Here is a 19,205-nt window from a genome sequence, read left to right on the forward strand (position 1 = left end):
AACCATATTAGGAGGAATGTTAAATGAACCTTATCCCAACAGTTATCGAGCAATCGTCTAGAGGCGAACGTGCTTATGATATCTATTCAAGATTATTGAAAGACCGAATTATCATGCTTAGCGGACCTATTGATGATAATGTGGCAAACTCTGTGATTGCACAACTTTTATTTTTAGAAGCACAAGATCCAGAAAAAGACATCTATTTATACATTAATTCACCAGGTGGTAGTGTCTCGGCTGGTTTAGCAATTTATGATACGATGAATTTTATCAAATCGGATGTCCAAACAATCGTTCTTGGAATGGCTGCATCAATGGGTAGCTTCTTATTATCTTCTGGTGCTAAAGGGAAACGTTTTGCTTTGCCAAATGCTGAAGTGATGATTCACCAACCACTTGGTGGCGCTCAAGGTCAAGCAACTGAAATTGAAATTGCGGCACGCCATATTTTAAAAACAAGAGAACGTTTAAACAACATTCTTGCTAAAAATACTGGCCAACCAATTGAAATTATTGAAAAAGATACTGACCGTGATAACTTCATGACAGCAGAAGATGCAAAAGAGTACGGTTTAATTGACGGTATCATGGAAAATAGTTCAAGCTTAAGTAAATAAATCATTTAAGGAGTGTGGATATATGAGTATGACTGAAGTAGACACTAAAAAAATTGATAATTCACTAGGATTAGTATTTGGAGATGAAAATGCTCCGATTACAATCGTTGAATACATTAACTTACGTTGCCCGTTCTGTAAACAATGGTGGGATGAACGTAGTCAATTAATTGATCAATATGTGGCAAACGGTAAAGTCAAACAAGTGATTAAATTATTTGATAAAGACAAGGAATCACTACAATCTGGTAACGTAATGCATCATCATGTACCAAATGACAACACAGCCAAAGCTGCTATCACTAAAATTTATGCAACCCAAAGCGAATGGGGTAGTTTAGATTCATTAGACGAAGTAGCAAATTATGCTGTTGATAAACTTGGCTTTACTCATAATCCCGCAACTGAAGAATTGTCTAAGAAAATTGCACTTGAAGCAAAAGAAAATGGTGTATTCTTTATTCCAACAATGATTGTTGGTGATCAAGTATTTGATCAAAAAATTAGTGAGGCTGAATTAACTGCCTTATTAGAAGGTAGTAACTAAGAAAATATATCTAATTAAACAGCGACTAATCAAATTTAGTCGCTGTTTTTTATAATCAACTAAAAACACATCATGACTGGGATATTAGTCATGATGTGTTTTTTTATACGATTAGAGCATATGGATTTTCTAAATAATAGACCACTCGCTGTAAAAATTCAGCAGCAGGAGAACCATCAATCACTTGGTGATCAAATGTCAAACTTAATGGTAATTCTTGGTGAATAACTAACTGCTGTTCTTCATCTATATCAAGACGTCGACTAGTTGCGCCTATGCCTAAAATACCTACTTCTGGCGTATTTAAGATAGGCGTAAAGTATTCAATGCCTAAACTACCTAAATTAGTAATTGTAAATGTAGAACCTGTGTACTTATCTCCAGCTAATGTACCATCAATTGCTTGTGATGTTACCTCGCTAAAATCTGACCCAATTTGTGTCAATGATTTTTGATGAACATTTTGAATCACAGGTACCACTAATCCATCATCTACGGCAACTGCTACTCCAACACTAACACCTTCAACTAAAGTATGCTGCTGACCATCATACCACGCGTTCATTTCAGGATAATCTTGTAGCGCCAAACTGACAGCTTTAATTAATAATGTATTAATACTTAACGCCTGACGGTTTAGACTATCTCCAGCTTTTACTTTTAATTCTTTTCTGAACGTCATTAACTCGGTGATGTCAGCTTTGCGTTGTAAGGTTAATTGTGCTGTATGGTGTAAGCTATGGTGCATTCTTTGCGCAATGACTTTTCTCATACCATTTAATCCTTCACCAATTGTACCCACTATACCACTATTAACTACTGCAGGACTCGGTACATGACGGTTAACATCTAAACGTGTAATGCGACCATTCCCTCCAGTTCCAACAACATCTTGTAATTCATAACCTTTTTCAGCTGCTAATTTCCGTGCAAGTGGCGTAGCAAAAATCCGCGCACCTTCTTGGCGTTCCACACTCTGAATTTGTACTTCTGTATTCGTAGCTGATGGCTCTACTTGACTTTCAGTCTTCACTTTTTCTGATGTCGTTTCTGTTACGCCGTCACTTTTAGGTACTTCTTCACCTTCTGCTCCAACATAACCAATTGCTGCTTTACATGGCGCTTCGCCGCCGTCTTCAACACTAATCGCTAACAAAATTCCATCACATGGCGCTTCTACGTCGTGTGTTAATTTTTCTGAACTAATTGCAACAACTGGTTCACCTTTACTGACTTTATCTCCAACTTTTTTATACCATTGATCAACGGTTCCTTCCGTCATGGTTAAGCCTAAAGTTGGCATCATTAACATTTCTGCCATTATTTTCACCTACCCTTTTTTTAAATCACTAATTAATTCTTCTGCTTGTTTTAAAACTTTTTCCTTATCTGGTAAATAAAGTGCTTCTAAGTTACTTGCAAATGGCACTGGTGTATTCGGTGCACAAATAGTCTTGATTGGTCCATCTAAGTAATCAAACGCTTTGTCACCTACTACTGATGCAATATCCGTTGCTGTATTATTATGTGGATTCGCTTCATCAATCACGATCAAACGACCTGTTTTCTTCACTGATTCTAAAACTGTTTCTTGATCCCATGGTGCTACTGTAATTAAATCTATAACTTCAACCGAAACACCTGATTTTTCTAGTTCTGTCGCAACATCTAGTGCAACATATAACATTTTACCAATCGTAACAATCGTTAAATCTGTTCCTTCACGCTTCACTTTAGCTTTTCCAATTTCAACCGTATAGTACTCTTCTGGAACTGTATCTTTTAATCCATAAAGTGTTTTATCTTCTGAAAATATAACAATATTATCATCTTCAATCGCTGATAATAAAAGACCCTTTGCGTCATACGGATTTGATGGCACAACTACTTTTAGCCCTGGAATTGAGCCAAACATGCCATAATAAGAACCTGAATGCTGTGCTGCTGCTGATGCTCCTGCACCATGACATGTACGAACAGTCATCGGAATTTTAGCTTTACCACCAAACATATACCGCATTTTTGACCCTTGTGCTAATAAAGTATCAAAACAAAATCCTAAAAAATCATTAAACATTAATTCAGGAACTGGTCGTAGTCCAGTCGCCGCTGCACCAACAGAAGCACCCATGTAACCCATCTCTGATATTGGTGTATCAATGACACGTTCCATACCATATTTTTCAACTAAACCTTTAGTAACACCGAACACACCACCCCAGGCACCATTACCATCAAGATGGTCAACTAAAGCACCTCCAGCAATATCTTCACCTAATAAAATGACGCGGTCGTCTTTCTCCATTGCTAAATCTAGACCCTCATTAATTGCTTGCATAAATGTTATTCTTCTACTCATTATCGTCACTCCTCGTCTTAATAATTATGCTTAAATTGATACATCTTCGTATAATGCTTCTGGATTTGGTAATGGACTATCTTGAGCAAATTTCACTGCATGCTCAGTATCTTTAACGGACTGTTCTTCAATAGCATCTGCTTGTGCTGCCGTTAACCATTTATTTTTAATAGCTACCTCACGAAAGGCAGAAATATTTTCGAATTCGCGTAATGCTTTTTCAAATCCATCTTGATCGCCTTTATATTTTTGTTCGTCTCCTTCAAAGTGTCCATAATTACGATAAGTTACACACTCTAAAATTGTTGGACCTTCACCATTTCGTGCACGGTCAATTGCTTCACCTGCTGCTTCATAAACAGCCATTAAATCTTTACCATCTACGCGTTTACCTGGTATTCCGTAAGCAGCACTACGCTCGGCAATCGTTTTTGATCCTGACGAGTACCACTGTGGTGTTGCTTCAGCAAAATAGTTGTTTTCGCAAACAAACACAACTGGTAATTTCCAAATCGCCGCCATATTGATAGACTCATGGAACGTTCCTTCATTCGAAGCACCGTCACCAAAGAAACAAATTGCGACATCATCTGTTTTTAAATATTTGTTACGCAATGCTGCACCTGTCGCAATTGGGAAACCTCCACCAACCATACCGTTTGCACCTAACATTCCTTTGTCAATATCAGCAATATGCATAGACCCGCCTTTACCTTTACAAAGTCCCGTTGCTTTACCAAAGATTTCTGCCATCATGCCGTCTAAATCACATCCCTTAGCGATACAATGCCCATGTCCACGGTGAGTCGATGTAATGTAATCTTTGTCTGTCAAATGAGCACATACACCTGTTGCCACAGCTTCTTCCCCTGCATAAAGATGGACAAATCCAGGAATTTCACCACGCGTGAAGATGCGATGCACTTCATCTTCAAAATTTCGAATATCGTTCATTGTTTTATAAATCCACTCTGCTTTTTGCTTTGTCATTTTTTCCATGGTAAATCCTCCTTGTTATATCATGTCACTTGCTAATTCGCCCATCATTTCTGATAAGGTCGGATGTGCAAATGTCATGTGTTCAATTTCTTCTAAGCGTCCTTCTGATTGTTTAATTGCAAGCAATGTATGAATTAATTCAGTAGCATTAGCTCCAACAATCACTGCACCTAAAATTTCATGGTACTGTTTCTCGGAAATGATTTTAATAAACCCGGTTGTTTCATTCCCAGCAATTGCACGACCATTCGCTGAATACGGTGTTTTTGCGACTTGTACATCATAGCCGTGTTCACGTGCTTCTTCTGCTGTTAAGCCAAAGCTAGCAATTTCAGGATGTGTATACACACACTTAGGTATCATTTCTTTACTAAGTGGTGCTTCTTTCTGACCGAACATATGTCGGACAGCTTTGATTCCTTCTTTACTTGCTGCATGTGCTAACATGTAGCTATCGACTAAATCACCCACAGCATAAATAGTTTTAATCGATGTCTGGTAAAAGCGATTAATCTGAATAAATTTAGCATTTGTTGTTTTTTCTAAACCGAGTTGTTCGGCTAATGCTAGATTAGCTTGACGACCAGTCACAACTAATAAAGACTCAAATGGAATGACTTGATTATCGAGTGTCATTTTATTCGGAGAGACTTCTTGAATATGCGCTTTTACTATAACCTCAACACCCATTTTCATTAACTTTTGCTTAATTATTTGACGTGCTTCTGGGTCTTCAGTTAATAAAATATCTGGTGCAACTTCTACGACACTCACCTTAGTTCCAAGTGGTGCCATCGCAAAGGCTAATTCAATACCAATCACTCCACCACCAATAATAACAAGCGATTCAGGTAACTCTGTCATATCAAAAAATGTATCAGTTGTATGATAATCAACTGTATCTAATCCTTTGATGGGTGGAACAAACGGATGACTACCAGTAGCTAATAAAAGATAGTCCGTTTCGTAAGTAATGTCATTCACTTGCACCAAGTGCTTGCTCTGAACAATCGCCTCCCCTTTTATATAATCAATCCGGTGTTGCTTAAATAAATAATGAATGCCTTGTTGCAATTGATTAACAACGCCATCTTTACGTGTCACTAGTTTTTGGTAATCAATCGCTGTGACATCATTTTCAATTCCAAACGCTTTTGCTTCATCAAATTGCTCCATCCAAGCGGCATGTTTTAAATAAGCCTTTGATGGAATGCATCCAACATTTAAGCACGTTCCTCCGATTTTATGTTTTTCAATAACTGCTACTTTTTTACCAAGCTTAGCTGCTTCAATCGCAGCAACGTAACCACCTGGTCCAGCACCAATCACTATCAGATCGTACTTTGTCATGCTATCACCTTCCTTTATTGTCATTCACTTAACTAATTGCAATTACTGTGCCAAGTTTCAAATTCTTTATATGTAAAGGGTTTCATTTTGAAGTAAAAAAAATTGAGACAAAAACGTCCCATTGTGTTGCAACATATTGTCCCACTTTTTCACAAAAAAATAAGCAATTAAATAATTGCTTATTTTTTAATCACTATTTGATATTTATCTAACTTTCGATATAGGGTGCTTCTTGCCATTCCTAATGTCTTAGCTGTTTCTGTCATATGAAAATTAGTCTTTAGCAACGCTTGTTCTATCTGTTCTTTTTCAGTTAATAGCTCTTTTTTTACTTCTACTTTGTGACAATAATTAACTGAACCAGATTGAATAAGTTTTTGGATATCGGTCACTGTTGGCGCATTGTCTGGATAAAAGAGATAAAGGCGTTCTAAAAAATTTAAAAACTCGCGAATATTTCCAGGCCAATGATTCTTTTTAACTTCTTGTCGGACAATGCCTAGCCAATTTGGAAACCAATTATGTTCTTTACAGAAATAATCAATTAATCCATCCATATCTTCCAAGCGTTGACGTAATGGTGGCAAAGATAGCGGAAATACGTACAAGCGATAAAATAAATCTTCTCTAAATGACCCCTCAGTAACTAATTTTTTTAAATCTTTATTACTTGCTGTAATTAAACGAAAATTAACTGTATACGACTCGGTTCCTCCCAAAGGTGTTACTTGTTTATCCTCAAGCACACGTAAAAGGGAAACTTGCATTCGTGGTGACATACTATCTACCTCATCTAGAAATAGTGTTCCTTGGTCTGCTTGGCGAATTTTCCCAATATATCCCTCTTGATTAGCACCAGTAAAAGCCCCTGGTGCATAACCGAACAACTCACTTTCTAACAAATTTTCACTCAAAGCACCACAGTTAACTGCTACTAACGATTGCTTTTTAACTGGACTATTGTAATGAATTGTCTTTGCTGACACTTCTTTACCACTACCAGTCTCACCAAAAATATGAATAGGTAACTGTGAGGTTGCAGTCCGTAGTAACTGATTTAAAAAGTCTTGATAAGCAGCATTTTTTGAGGGTATTCCAAAAGAAACATAGTCAATTTCTTGCACACGAGTTTTAGGTTTAATTTGATAAAAGTAACCAACAATTTTTTGCTCACGTGTCAATGGTGTCCGAATTAATTCATCTAAACATTGAGCCTTAAAGTGGGCAATTGATTTTAAGTACCAATCATCTAATCTTAGAGACCAATCAGATGACAACGACACAATTTTTTGATCCTTATTACAGATAATACCTTGTTGATAAGTTGTCGGTAGTAAGTCTAGTAAGTCATCCACTAATTGACGACGTTGCTGTTGCTTCAATTTCTCATGGACACTCTTTGCAATCATTTGTAATGCCATGACTGTCATTTGACTATCAATTTGTTCTTGGGGAGTAGAGATATTTAAGCATCCGATTAATTCACCTTCTGCATCATTAATCGGAACTGATTGACAAACAAAAGGATGTGATGCTTGCGCATAGTGTTCATATTTGCGTACAACTGCACTTTCTTTCGTTCGTAAAGTGATGCCAATTGCATTGGTACCAACTGCCTTTTCCGTCCAAATGCTACCATCTAAAAAACGAATTTGATTAGCTAAATCTGTCGTTTCATGATTACCTGTACGCCAAATAACGATTCCAAGTTTATCTGTTAGTATAAACAGTGGTTGATGGTGATGAAAAAACTCAGAAAATTGCTTAATCTCAAATTTGACCAAGTCAATGACATAAGATAACTCGTGTCTTAAATTATTTAGTTTGGGAATCGAAATTTTTTCGAAACCTTTTTCCGAATATGGGTTGACTTGATTTTCGTGACAATATTGCCAAGATTCCAAAATATGACTTGGAATATCTAACTTTTTAGGACTATTAGTTTGTACAAAGTTGAACCAAATATCTTTTGTTAACGTCATCATTCATTACCTCCCCTAAAGCGTTCATTTGATTACATTATAACAGTTTTTTAATTGTAATAAAAAAAGAATTCATCTTTTAATCAGATGAATCCTTTAAATTAAACTGTTAACTTGTCTGCAAATTCATTAATCTTACGCATTCGATGATTAATTCCTGATTTTGAAATGGCACCAGAGGGCAACATTTCACCTAATTCTTTTAGACTAATTTCAGGATGTTCAACGCGTAATTCAGCCACTTCACGTAATTTTTCAGGTAGAGCTTCTAATCCAACTTTTTTAGCAATTAATTCAATATTTTGAATCTGTCGTTTAGCTGCATCTGCTGTCTTATTCATATTAGCATTCTCACAATTCATTAAACGATTTACTGAATTACGTAAATCTCTAACAATTCGGACATCTTCGAACTTTAACATCGCATTTGTTGCTCCAATTAAAACTAAAAAATCCGCAATTTCCTCAGCACCTTTTAAATAAGTAATAAATCCATTACGTCGTTCTGAAATCCGCCCATTCAGTCCATAAAATTGTAACATTTCACATAAATCGACACATTGATCTTCATACATGGAATAAATTTCTAAATGGTAGCGACTAGTTTCTGGATTATTAACTGAGCCACCTGCTAAAAAGGCACCACGTAGATACGAACGCATCTTTTGCTCATTACCCATAATCTCTGAGCTAACTCGTGTATTGAACATCAGATTATCCATAATCTCTAAATCGGTCAAAATGGGTTGTGTCTCTTGTTTTAAACGCACAATGTAAACATTATTTTTTTTAAGTTTCATTTTACGACGAACCAACAATTCACTCGTGACTTGATAATGATCTTTTAGCAAACTAAAAATACGTCTAGCAATCGCTGCGTTTTCTGTTTGAATATTAAGTACAAACTGTCGATTTACCAATGAAACAGCACCATTCATTCGAATTAATGCTGCTAATTCAGCTTTAGCATGCTCTTTGTGAACTTCCAATGTGGTCAGTTCTTTTTTCACATCCGATGCAAAAGACATCCTGACTCACTCCCTTACTCTTAATATTTGGTACCAAATACCAACCTAAATAATTCTTCAACAACTTTGTTACCGTCGTGAAAAACTCCGCCATCACGTAATTCTAAAAAATCGGCTGAGATTACTCGACAGCCTTCATCACGAAGCCCTTGAAAATCATGACGGACTTGAACTAAGTATTCATCATAGATTTCAAAATCCATATAGCCATCCGGAATCGGTTCAGTATTTACTAATACCGTATCAATAAACGGTGTCTTCAAATGACGGTGTAAAACACGAATATGATCGGCATCCGAAAATTGCTCAGTTTCGCCTTTCTGAGTCATAATATTGCAAATGTAGACAACTTCTGCATGACTCCGGACAAGTGCATCACCGATTTTCTCAATCATTAAGTTTGGTAAAATACTCGTATACAAACTACCAGGACCTAAAACAACCATATCAGCTTCTTCAATCGCTGATACTACTTTACGTGACGGTTCAACTGGCCCATCCCCATCAGTATTACTAACATAGACGTAATCAATATTTTTCCGGGCCTTTGCAATTGCGGATTCACCAGATAAAATTGTACCATCTTCAAATTTTGCATGAAGTGTCATTGATTGTTCAGAAGCAGGATAGATATGGCCATCCACATGCATAAACTTAGTTAGTAATTGAATAGCTTCGTATGTGCTATTACGCATTTCTGATAATGCCGCAATAATTAAGTTACCAATTGTGTGATTAGCTAAAAAATCATCTTCATCACGGAATCGATACTGAAAAATATCTTCCACTAACTGTGGCATATCAGATAGGGAAACTAAAACATTCCGTAAATCTCCTGGCGGACTCATTTTCATACTCTCACGTAATAACCCACTACTTCCACCATCATCTGCAACAGTTACTATCGCCGTAATATCAGCACTTTGATTGCGCAAAGCCTTCAAAATAACTGGAAGTCCTGTACCACCACCAATCACGACAATCTTCGGTTTTCTAATTCGGTACGTTTTCATGAGCGATTTACGGTCTCCTTCCTTTTACCAACATCTCGGTGCGTAATATTTGTAGCATAGTCGGCTGAAATCCTTTTTCCTAACCGCTCCGTTAGTGCAACTGAACGGTGCTGACCACCTGTACAACCAATCGCAATGGTTAAATTCATCTTACCTTCTTTAACGTATCCAGGTAAAATACTTAAAATTAAAGCCTCATATTTTTGATAAAAATCTTCTGTCATCTCTGAATCCATGACGTAATCATATACTGGTTGGTCCATCCCATTTAACGGGCGTAATTCAGCCACATAATGTGGGTTCGGTAAAAAACGAACGTCCATTACTATATCAGCATCAATTGGTAAACCATACTTAAAGCCAAAAGATACTACTTGCACATGAAACGTTGATTCATTTGTTGACGTAAAATTAGCAATAATTTGTTCGCGCAGTTGACGTGGTGCTAAATTAGTCGTATCAATCACTAACTGAGCTTCAGCTTTTAACTCTTTTAAAAGTTCACGTTCCCGAGCGATACCCTCAGTCACTAAACCATCCATTGCTAATGGATGAGCACGTCGTGTTTCTTTATAACGTGAAACTAACTCTTTATCTGAAGCATCTAAAAACATCACAGTTGTATCAACTAATTTAGTATTTTCAATTTCGATTAACATGCTTTGAATTTCTTCAAAAAAAGCACGTGAGCGTAAGTCAATCACCAAAGCAATTTTCGTAATTTTTCCAGATTCTTTAATTAATTCCCAAAATTTTGGTATTAAACTTGGAGGTAAATTATCAATACAGAAAAATCCCATATCTTCAAAACTTTGAATGGCGACGGTTTTACCAGCACCACTCATCCCAGTGATGACAACTAATTGTAAACTATCTATTTGTTTTTCTGACATACTAGTCACTCCTTCTCTACATGAACTTATCTATTATAACATACCTGGTGTATCATAAGATATAGTGAAAAATTTACTGACTCAACTAACTAATTAGTAGATATAAAAAAACGAGCTAAGCATAGTGAGCTTAACTCGTCATAACAATCATTTAACTAATTTGTTGCTGCTTTTTATAAGCCATCCAGTCTTCTTTCAAGTACTCAGATAACCGTAAAATTCGTTTACCTACTTCAAGGTAATCATCAGTATCTAAGTTAGCTAGAGAAATGCGAATTGCCCATGGTTTACTACCAAAAGCATCACTTTTCAACAGCATTAAACGTTCTTTTTCAGCTAAAAGCGTCAGGACTTTAGTAATCGTCCAACGATTAGTTAAATAAGCAGCAAAGTCTGCTCCAAAACGCTTTTCGAGCCAATCGCTAACGTCAACTTCTACATAATAAGCTGTATTCAAAGCCGGAAAGAGTTCGTCTATCTCTAACATATCCAACAGTAATTTTTCTCGAATATGACAAATTGACATAACCTCAGCTTTATAATCGTTACCTTCATCAGATAAACCATATAAACTAAAAAGTGTCATCATTACTTGCTGTACGGATGATAGTCCTGCTGCATGGTTTAAAACAACCGAACGACTGTCGGCAACTAAACGATCAATAAATAAAATCTCATCAATCTTAGGATGTAGGGCGCTATAACGTTTTTGTAAAATCATTTTTTGTGTTAATGGTAACTCTTTTAGTAATCTATCAAAAACATTTTCCTTCGCCACAGCAATTGTACCAATACGCCAACCCGTTGAGCCAAAATACTTAGAATAAGAATAAATACAAGCTGTATTATAAGGTAATTCAGCAAACAATGATTGAAAATTTTCTACAAACGTCCCGTACACATCATCCGTTAAAATCATTAAATTAGGATTATCTTCAGAAACAATTTGTTTCATTTGATCAATGGTTTCTTGACACATTGCATTCGCAGTCGGGTTACTTGGATTAACAACAAAAACTGCTTTGATGGAGTCATCTTTTAATTTATCAATTTCCTCTTTGGAATATTGATAACTAATCTTTCCTTCAAAAATAGTCGCCTCTGCCTTAATTTCTACCACATCAAATTGATATCTAGGTAGATCCATAATTTCCAGATAAGGTGCAAATGTTGGTAATAGTAGCGCAATACGGTCATTTTGATTTAATAAATGGTTAGTCAATAACGTATCAAATAAATAACAAATACCGGCAGTTCCACCTTCAACGGCAAAAATATCAAATGCTTCCGTTTGATTGGCGAATAGTGACTCATTTAAATACGCTTTAATTGGTTGTTCACAGCCATTCAAACAACGAACTGGCGATGGATAATTATCCCCAATAATATAGTCTAGTATCTTATCAAGCCAATCGTGACTATCAAGCCCTAAATAGTCAGGGTTATCTAATAAAATTGTCTTTAAAAATTTAGCTCCTTTGCCTGGCTGTTTCGTTAAAAAATCAATGAACCGCTCAAAGCGTCCAGGACTAGGTTCAATCATTCTTGCCATTAATCCTGTTTGTGAAGCCATTGTTTCTTGTGTCGCAAATTGCCCTAGTAAAAAGAAAGCCTCTCTTGGAGTTGATGCCGTCCAATTAGGATTACCACGACCGGCATTTAGTAATTTTAAATTATTGTGACTGGTTGTTTGAAGTTTCTTCTCCAAGAATAAATTTAATTCGAATGGACTCAATTCTTCCATTGACTTATCAGATAACACGTTAAGACCACCTTTTCCTATTTTAATCTATACCAATTGATGAAAAAAATTAATTAAATATGTGTTTACTTAATAAATAGTATAACTTATTTTCACAAGAAAACACCACAAAAGTGTTCCTTTTAAAAAAAATTAATGAATTTGAGACTTGAGTCATTTTTATCAATAGTAAAACAAACTATACCTATTTTAATACTAGTCGAAGTAAATACAAAAAATGATAGATACAGTTAATCGCTATATCTATCATTTTTATTATCTTACACTACTCATAAGTAGTTAAAATTTAAACACATCTGCTCAATTAAAAGAAGTTAACATTAAATTATTTCATAACCTCTTTCAAATATTGACCAGTAAAACTTTCTTCAACTTGACAGACATCTTCTGGTGTACCAATCGTGACAATCGTACCCCCGCCATCGCCACCTTCTGGGCCTAAATCAATAATGTGGTCTGCTGTTTTAATGACATCCAAATTGTGCTCAATCACCAATACGGTATTACCTGCATCAACTAAACGGTTTAAAACAACCAATAAACGACTAATATCATCAGCATGTAAGCCCGTTGTCGGCTCATCAAGAATGTAGAAATTTTTACCCGTTGAGCGCTTATGTAACTCACTCGCTAATTTCATTCGTTGTGCTTCACCACCTGATAATGTCGTTGCGGACTGACCAAGTTTGACATAGCCAAGACCAACATCAACAATTGTCTGTAATTTACGGTGAATCTTAGGGATAGCTTGGAAGAATGGAACAGCTTCTTCGACACGCATTTCTAAGATATCAGCAATATTCTTACCCTTATATTTTACTTCTAACGTTTCAGAATTATATCGCTTGCCATGACAAACTTCACACGGTACATAAACGTCCGGTAAAAAATGCATCTCTATTTTAATAATTCCATCACCACGACACGCTTCACAGCGACCACCTTTAACGTTAAAACTAAAGCGACCTTTTTTATACCCACGGACTTTGGCCTCATTTGTTTGCGCAAATAAATCACGCATATCGTCAAAGACGCTCGTATAGGTTGCAGGATTACTGCGAGGTGTTCGACCAATCGGACTTTGGTCAATATCAATAATTTTCTCAATTGATTCATAACCAGTAATTGATTTGTATTTACCAGGTTTTTGAGAATTATGATTGATTTTTTGAGCAAGAGCCCGCTTAAGAATCGAATTGACTAGTGTACTTTTACCAGAACCTGATACACCAGTAACAGCAATAAATTCTCCTAATGGAAAATCAACTGAAATATTTTTTAAGTTGTTCTCAGTGGCTCCTTTAATAGTGATTTTTTGACCATTTCCTTGGCGCCGTTCATTGGGAATTGGAATCACTTTTTTACCAGATAAATATTGACCAGTTAATGACTTTGGATTATTTTCAACTTCTTGAGGTGTCCCATAAGCCATGACTTCTCCACCGTGTTCCCCAGCACCTGGCCCAATATCGATAAGATAATCCGCAGCACGCATTGTATCTTCGTCATGTTCAACTACGATTAACGTGTTACCTAAATCGCGCATCTTCTTTAACGAATCAATTAATCGATTATTATCACGTTGATGTAAGCCAATAGATGGCTCATCTAATATATACAAAACACCTGATAAATTCGACCCAATTTGTGTTGCTAGTCGAATTCGTTGTGCCTCCCCACCTGATAACGTTCCAGAAGAACGACTGAGAGTTAGATAACTCAATCCCACATTATTTAAGAAACTTAGCCGGTCACCGATTTCTTTAAGAATTGGTTTCGCAATAGTCATCTCTTGTTCACTTAGTGTCAAATATGAGAAATAGTCAACGGATTCACGAATAGATAAGTTACTAATTTCACCGATATGATGATTATCAACTTTTACAGATAAAGCTTGCTTATTTAACCGATAGCCATGACAGGTCTCACAAGTTAGCTCTGTCATATAAAGTCGCATTTGGTCACGTGTATAGTCACTATTCGTCTCGTGGTAACGTCGCTTAATATTGGTGACAACACCTTCAAAAGGAATATCTACATCACGAACACCACCGAACTCATTTTTATAATGAAAATGAAATAGCTCACCCTCTGAACCATATAAAACAAGTTGTTGATGTTCTTTGGATAACTCGTTAAATGGTGTATCAAAATCAATTTTAAATGTCTCACAGGCCTGTTCTAACATTTGTGGGTAATAATTCGAGCTGATGGGATTCCACGGGACAAGAGCCCCTTCACGCAAAGTTTTCATTCCATCAGGTACAACTAAGTCAACGTCAACTTCTAATTTGACACTTAGTCCGTCACAGTCTGGACACGCTCCAAATGGCGTATTAAATGAAAATAGACGTGGTTCAATTTCACCAACTGTAAACCCACAGTATGGACACGCATAATGCTCACTAAATAAAATTTCCTCTTGTCCAATGACATCAACAATTGCGTAACCTTCTGCTAAATGTAAAGCCACCTCAAAAGAGTCAAATAAACGCGAACGAATACCTTCTTTAATTACAATCCGGTCAATGATAATCGCTATGTCATGCTTTTTATTTTTTTCCAGTTCGGGAACTTCGGATAAATCATATAGTTCACCATCTACACGTACGCGAACAAAACCTTCTTTTTGAATTTTCTCAAAGACCTTTTTATGTTGGCCTTTTTTCCCCGTAACAATGGGGGCTAAAATTTGAATTTTGGTCCGTTCTGGTAACTCTAATACTTGGTTTACCATTTGTTCAGGCGACTGACTTTCAATTGGCGTGCCATCATTAGGACAAATCGGATGACCAACTCGTGCATAAAGTAACCTTAAATAATCATTAATCTCGGTTACAGTTCCCACTGTTGATCGCGGATTTTTACTCGTTGTTTTTTGGTCGATGGAAATTGCTGGACTTAAGCCTTCGATACTATCAACGTCAGGCTTATCCATTTGACCAAGAAATTGGCGAGCGTACGCTGAGAGACTCTCAACGTAACGTCTTTGCCCTTCTGCATATAATGTGTCGAAAGCCAAAGAACTTTTACCTGAACCAGAAAGACCAGTCACAACGACTAATTTATCTCTAGGAATTGTCACATCAATATCTTTCAGGTTATTTTCACGTGCACCTTTTATAATAATCTTATCATTCGCCATTTAACTACCTACTTTCCAGATTTCAATTCAAGAATCGCATCACGTAAAGTGGCGGCTTTCTCAAAATCTAATTCTTTTGCAGCTTGTTTCATTTCTTGCTCCATAGAGAACAAGGTTGCTTCTTTTTCTTCACGTGACATCTCACGATATGTTTGTGTTAAATCATAGGTTTCGTCTTCCTCAGCTACCTTCACAGCACGAATCAAGTCACGGACTTCTTTAATAATCGTTTTTGGTTCAATACCATGTGCTGTATTATAATCTTCTTGAATCATTCGTCGACGTTTAGTTTCATCAATTGCTCGGGCCATAGAATCGGTCATTTTATCGGCATACATGATAACTTTTCCGTTAGAATTTCGAGCAGCTCGCCCAATTGTTTGGACTAATGAGCGTTCACTCCTTAAGAACCCTTCTTTATCAGCATCTAAAATCGCTACTAGCGATACTTCTGGTACATCGATTCCTTCACGTAATAAGTTAATCCCTATTAACACATCAAATGTTCCTAAGCGTAGCTCACGGATGATTTCTGTTCGCTCAAGTGTCTTAATATCACTGTGCAGATATTTAACTTTCATGCCTAATTCTTTCAAGTAATCTGTTAAATCTTCAGACATTTTCTTGGTTAATGTCGTAATAAACACTCGTTCATTTCGGTCAACACGTGCATTAATTTCACCAACCAAATCATCAATTTGTCCCATAATCGGACGCACTTCAACTGTTGGATCTAGTAAGCCTGTCGGACGAATAATTTGTTCAACCACTTTATCCGTTCGCTCCATTTCATAGGGTCCTGGTGTCGCTGAAACGTACATGATTTGGTTGACATGTTTTTCAAACTCTTCCAATTTTAGCGGACGATTATCTAGAGCACTTGGTAAACGGAAACCATAGTCCACTAACATTTTTTTCCGTGCCTGGTCACCATTATACATCCCGCGAATTTGTGGCATAGTCACATGTGATTCATCAACAACCATTAAAAAATCATCTGGAAAGAAATCAAGTAAAGTATATGGAGCTTCGCCTGGTTGGCGACCGTCCATATGACGTGAGTAGTTTTCAATCCCCGAACAGTAGCCCATTTCACGCATCATTTCGATGTCATAATTGGTTCGTTGTTCTAAACGTTGTGCTTCTAATAACTTATTTTCACCTCGAAGTTCTGCTAATCGTTCTTCAAGTTCCTTTTGAATATTGGCAATTGCTTCTTCCAAATGGTCTTCATTAGTCACAAAGTGAGTCGCTGGGAAAATCGCCACATGCTCACGATCAGCTAAAATTTCGCCCGTTAATGCGTCAACTTCACGAATTCGATCTATTTCATCACCAAAAAATTCGACACGTAGTGCATGGTCATCACGTGATGCTGGAAAAATTTCGACAACATCACCACGCACGCGAAAACGCCCACGCTGAAAATCGATATCATTACGATCAAATTGAATATCAACTAAAGCTCTCAATAATTGATCACGTCCCATTTCCATGCCAATTCGTAAAGAAACCACTTGGTTTTGGTACTCATTAGGATCCCCTAATCCATAAATACATGAGACAGATGCCACAACAATGACATCATTTCGTTCTAGCAAGGCACTCGTCGCTGAATGTCGCAGTTGATCAATTTCATCATTAATACTGGCATCTTTCTCGATATATGTGTCACTCGATGGCACATATGCCTCTGGTTGATAGTAATCGTAATAACTAACAAAATACTCTACTGCATTATTTGGGAAAAACTCTTTAAATTCACTATACAATTGACCAGCAAGTGTCTTATTATGAGCAATAACCAAAGTTGGTTTTGTGACCTCTTTAATCACATTTGAGACCGTAAATGTCTTACCAGAACCCGTAACACCTAGTAAAATCTGCTCTTTTTCTTGATTATTTATATTTGTAACTAAAGTATCAATTGCTTTAGGTTGGTCTCCCGCTGGCGAATACTTAGATACTAGTTCAAAGGGATGACTCATATCTTTTTCAATCATTTAGCTACCTCTTTTCCAGTTTTTTTACACCTTAATAGTGTATCATAGCGAACATATTTTCGCCATTATCGTTGCTCTATTTTACAAAAAATTCATACCATTAGACTATGATTTTTATTTAAAAAGAGTACAATAAGATGTAATAACTTAGAAAGGGTGTTTATATGAGTCAAGAAATTTCTTTAGAACAAATCAAACAATACGATGACAACTTTACGTCATCAATTAATCATCTAACAAGCCAACGTGCTGTTATGAAAAATGGTATCTTAGCAGCCTCTTCAGACAGTCAAGCAGCTATTGATAATACGCCCGTTTTCTCAATAGATTTAGATACTGGTAAAGTTGCCAATCAAAAACAAAGTGGACGTTGTTGGATGTTTGCTGCGCTAAATACTTTCCGTTTCCAAATTCAACAAGACTTTCATTTAAAACATTTTGAATTATCACAAAACTATACGTTCTTTTGGGATAAATTTGAAAAAGCTAATTACTTTTATGAAAATATTTTGAATACAGCTGATGAGCCTTTAACTAGTCGTAAAGTGAGTTTTTTACTACAAACCCCTCAACAAGATGGTGGTCAATGGGACATGATGGTCGCCATTATTCAAAAATATGGTCTTGTACCAAAATCAGTTATGCCTGAATCATTCAATAGCTCTATGAGTCGTGAATTAAATACTTATTTAAACAAAAAATTACGTAAAGATGCGAACACATTACGCCAATTAGTCGCAAATGGTGCAACTGAAACAGATATTACAAATGCGAAAAGCCACATGTTAAATGATGTCTATTCATTTCTATGTACAAGTTTAGGAACACCACCAAAAACATTTGATTTTGCTTTTCGTGATGATAATAATGAATTCCATCATTTCGAAAATCTAACACCACATACCTTCTACGACCAATTTATTGGACGGGACTTATCTGAATACGTCAGTGTCATCAACGCACCTACTGCTGACAAACCTTATAATCAATTATATACCGTTGAAATGCTTGGCTCAGTTGTTGGTGGCAAAGAAGTCCGTCATTTAAACCTTGATATTGAGACCTTCAAAAAATTGGCCATTGCACAACTTAAAACTGGTGAAGACGTTTGGTTTGGCTGTGATGTCGGCCAATCATCAACACGCGATACCGGTATCATGGCACTGAACACATACAACGTCAATGAAACGTTTGGCTTTGATTTTGATATGACAAAAGCTGAACGCTTAGATTACGGAGAAAGCCTTATGACCCACGCAATGGTTTTAACAGGTGTTAATCTTGTTGATGACCAACCAACTAAATGGAAAGTTGAAAATAGCTGGGGAGATAAAGTTGGAGACAAAGGCTACTTTGTGATGAGTGATGACTGGTTAAATGAATATACTTATCAAGTCGTTATCAATAAAAAATTCTTATCGGCAGAACTGCAAGCTATTCTTGAAGCCGATGATGTGACAGTTTTAAGTCCTTGGGATCCAATGGGGGCCCTAGCTTAAATAAA

The 19,205-nt window shown here is 36.5% G+C and carries 14 protein-coding genes; 3 read left to right on the forward strand and 11 right to left on the reverse strand.

Annotated features, from left to right (window positions below; translation table 11 throughout):
- The first annotated feature begins 23 nt into the window (after positions 1 to 23).
- Positions 24 to 620, forward strand: coding sequence for an ATP-dependent Clp endopeptidase proteolytic subunit ClpP (gene clpP, locus BW732_RS03220; RefSeq protein ID WP_077275438.1), 597 nt, complete (start codon positions 24 to 26; stop codon positions 618 to 620).
- 22 nt (positions 621 to 642) lie between these two features.
- The gene (locus BW732_RS03225; protein ID WP_077275439.1) at positions 643 to 1,167 is read left to right on the forward strand and encodes a thioredoxin domain-containing protein; all 525 of its coding nucleotides are present in this window, start codon (positions 643 to 645) and stop codon (positions 1,165 to 1,167) included.
- Positions 1,168 to 1,270: 103 nt separating this feature from the next.
- Here BW732_RS03225 and BW732_RS03230 read toward each other — a convergent pair whose 3' ends face one another.
- The 11 genes from BW732_RS03230 to uvrB form a co-directional block, all read right to left on the reverse strand.
- Positions 1,271 to 2,488, reverse strand: coding sequence for a dihydrolipoamide acetyltransferase family protein (locus tag BW732_RS03230; RefSeq protein ID WP_077275440.1), 1,218 nt, complete (start codon positions 2,486 to 2,488; stop codon positions 1,271 to 1,273).
- A gap of 9 nt (positions 2,489 to 2,497) precedes the next feature.
- Positions 2,498 to 3,526, reverse strand: a complete 1,029-nt coding sequence (locus tag BW732_RS03235; RefSeq protein WP_077275441.1) for an alpha-ketoacid dehydrogenase subunit beta — start codon at positions 3,524 to 3,526, stop codon at positions 2,498 to 2,500.
- A gap of 30 nt (positions 3,527 to 3,556) precedes the next feature.
- A complete protein-coding gene (locus tag BW732_RS11315; RefSeq protein WP_126844202.1) occupies positions 3,557 to 4,525 on the reverse strand; it encodes a thiamine pyrophosphate-dependent dehydrogenase E1 component subunit alpha in 969 nt (322 codons plus the stop codon).
- A 15-nt stretch (positions 4,526 to 4,540) separates the two neighbouring features.
- Positions 4,541 to 5,875, reverse strand: a complete 1,335-nt coding sequence (gene lpdA, locus BW732_RS11320) for a dihydrolipoyl dehydrogenase (protein ID WP_126844204.1) — start codon at positions 5,873 to 5,875, stop codon at positions 4,541 to 4,543.
- 179 nt (positions 5,876 to 6,054) lie between these two features.
- Positions 6,055 to 7,860 carry a sigma-54-dependent Fis family transcriptional regulator gene (locus BW732_RS03245; RefSeq protein ID WP_077275442.1) on the reverse strand — a complete coding sequence of 602 codons (1,806 nt, stop codon included), beginning with the start codon at positions 7,858 to 7,860 and terminating at the stop codon, positions 6,055 to 6,057.
- Between the two features lie 98 nt (positions 7,861 to 7,958).
- Positions 7,959 to 8,885, reverse strand: a complete 927-nt coding sequence (gene whiA / locus BW732_RS03250; RefSeq protein WP_077275443.1) for a DNA-binding protein WhiA — start codon at positions 8,883 to 8,885, stop codon at positions 7,959 to 7,961.
- 20 nt (positions 8,886 to 8,905) lie between these two features.
- On the reverse strand, positions 8,906 to 9,898 hold the full coding sequence (locus BW732_RS03255) for a gluconeogenesis factor YvcK family protein (protein WP_077275444.1): 993 nt from the start codon (positions 9,896 to 9,898) through the stop codon (positions 8,906 to 8,908).
- Positions 9,895 to 10,791, reverse strand: coding sequence for an RNase adapter RapZ (rapZ, locus tag BW732_RS03260; protein ID WP_077275445.1), 897 nt, complete (start codon positions 10,789 to 10,791; stop codon positions 9,895 to 9,897). Before rapZ ends, BW732_RS03255 begins: the two co-directional genes overlap by 4 nt.
- 151 nt (positions 10,792 to 10,942) lie before the next feature.
- Positions 10,943 to 12,535, reverse strand: a complete 1,593-nt coding sequence (gene aspD, locus BW732_RS03265) for an aspartate 4-decarboxylase (RefSeq protein WP_077276857.1) — start codon at positions 12,533 to 12,535, stop codon at positions 10,943 to 10,945.
- 343 nt (positions 12,536 to 12,878) lie between these two features.
- Positions 12,879 to 15,698: an excinuclease ABC subunit UvrA gene (gene uvrA / locus BW732_RS03270; RefSeq protein ID WP_077275446.1), complete on the reverse strand. Its 2,820-nt coding sequence runs from the start codon at positions 15,696 to 15,698 to the stop codon at positions 12,879 to 12,881.
- Positions 15,699 to 15,706: 8 nt separating this feature from the next.
- Positions 15,707 to 17,701 carry an excinuclease ABC subunit UvrB gene (gene uvrB, locus BW732_RS03275; protein ID WP_077275447.1) on the reverse strand — a complete coding sequence of 665 codons (1,995 nt, stop codon included), beginning with the start codon at positions 17,699 to 17,701 and terminating at the stop codon, positions 15,707 to 15,709.
- A 164-nt stretch (positions 17,702 to 17,865) separates the two neighbouring features.
- Between uvrB and BW732_RS03280 the strand changes: the two genes are divergently transcribed.
- Positions 17,866 to 19,200 (forward strand): C1 family peptidase, encoded by a 1,335-nt coding sequence (locus BW732_RS03280; RefSeq protein WP_077275448.1) that lies wholly within the window; start codon positions 17,866 to 17,868, stop codon positions 19,198 to 19,200.
- The last annotated feature ends 5 nt before the right edge of the window (positions 19,201 to 19,205 follow it).

This window comes from Vagococcus penaei (assembly GCF_001998885.1).
In the GTDB taxonomy this organism is placed as follows: Bacteria; Bacillota; Bacilli; order Lactobacillales; family Vagococcaceae; genus Vagococcus; species Vagococcus penaei.

What these genes read in the sequence shown, in the direction of transcription:
- clpP (WP_077275438.1), top strand. Translation starts at nt 24, where the DNA reads ATGAACCTTATCCCAACAGTTATCGAGCAATCGTCTAGAGGCGAACGT.
- BW732_RS03225 (WP_077275439.1), top strand. Translation starts at nt 643, where the DNA reads ATGAGTATGACTGAAGTAGACACTAAAAAAATTGATAATTCACTAGGA.
- BW732_RS03230 (WP_077275440.1), bottom strand. Translation starts at nt 2,488, where the DNA reads ATGGCAGAAATGTTAATGATGCCAACTTTAGGCTTAACCATGACGGAA.
- BW732_RS03235 (WP_077275441.1), bottom strand. Translation starts at nt 3,526, where the DNA reads ATGAGTAGAAGAATAACATTTATGCAAGCAATTAATGAGGGTCTAGAT.
- BW732_RS11315 (WP_126844202.1), bottom strand. Translation starts at nt 4,525, where the DNA reads ATGGAAAAAATGACAAAGCAAAAAGCAGAGTGGATTTATAAAACAATG.
- lpdA (WP_126844204.1), bottom strand. Translation starts at nt 5,875, where the DNA reads ATGACAAAGTACGATCTGATAGTGATTGGTGCTGGACCAGGTGGTTAC.
- BW732_RS03245 (WP_077275442.1), bottom strand. Translation starts at nt 7,860, where the DNA reads ATGATGACGTTAACAAAAGATATTTGGTTCAACTTTGTACAAACTAAT.
- whiA (WP_077275443.1), bottom strand. Translation starts at nt 8,885, where the DNA reads ATGTCTTTTGCATCGGATGTGAAAAAAGAACTGACCACATTGGAAGTT.
- BW732_RS03255 (WP_077275444.1), bottom strand. Translation starts at nt 9,898, where the DNA reads ATGAAAACGTACCGAATTAGAAAACCGAAGATTGTCGTGATTGGTGGT.
- rapZ (WP_077275445.1), bottom strand. Translation starts at nt 10,791, where the DNA reads ATGTCAGAAAAACAAATAGATAGTTTACAATTAGTTGTCATCACTGGG.
- aspD (WP_077276857.1), bottom strand. Translation starts at nt 12,535, where the DNA reads ATGGAAGAATTGAGTCCATTCGAATTAAATTTATTCTTGGAGAAGAAA.
- uvrA (WP_077275446.1), bottom strand. Translation starts at nt 15,698, where the DNA reads ATGGCGAATGATAAGATTATTATAAAAGGTGCACGTGAAAATAACCTG.
- uvrB (WP_077275447.1), bottom strand. Translation starts at nt 17,701, where the DNA reads ATGATTGAAAAAGATATGAGTCATCCCTTTGAACTAGTATCTAAGTAT.
- BW732_RS03280 (WP_077275448.1), top strand. Translation starts at nt 17,866, where the DNA reads ATGAGTCAAGAAATTTCTTTAGAACAAATCAAACAATACGATGACAAC.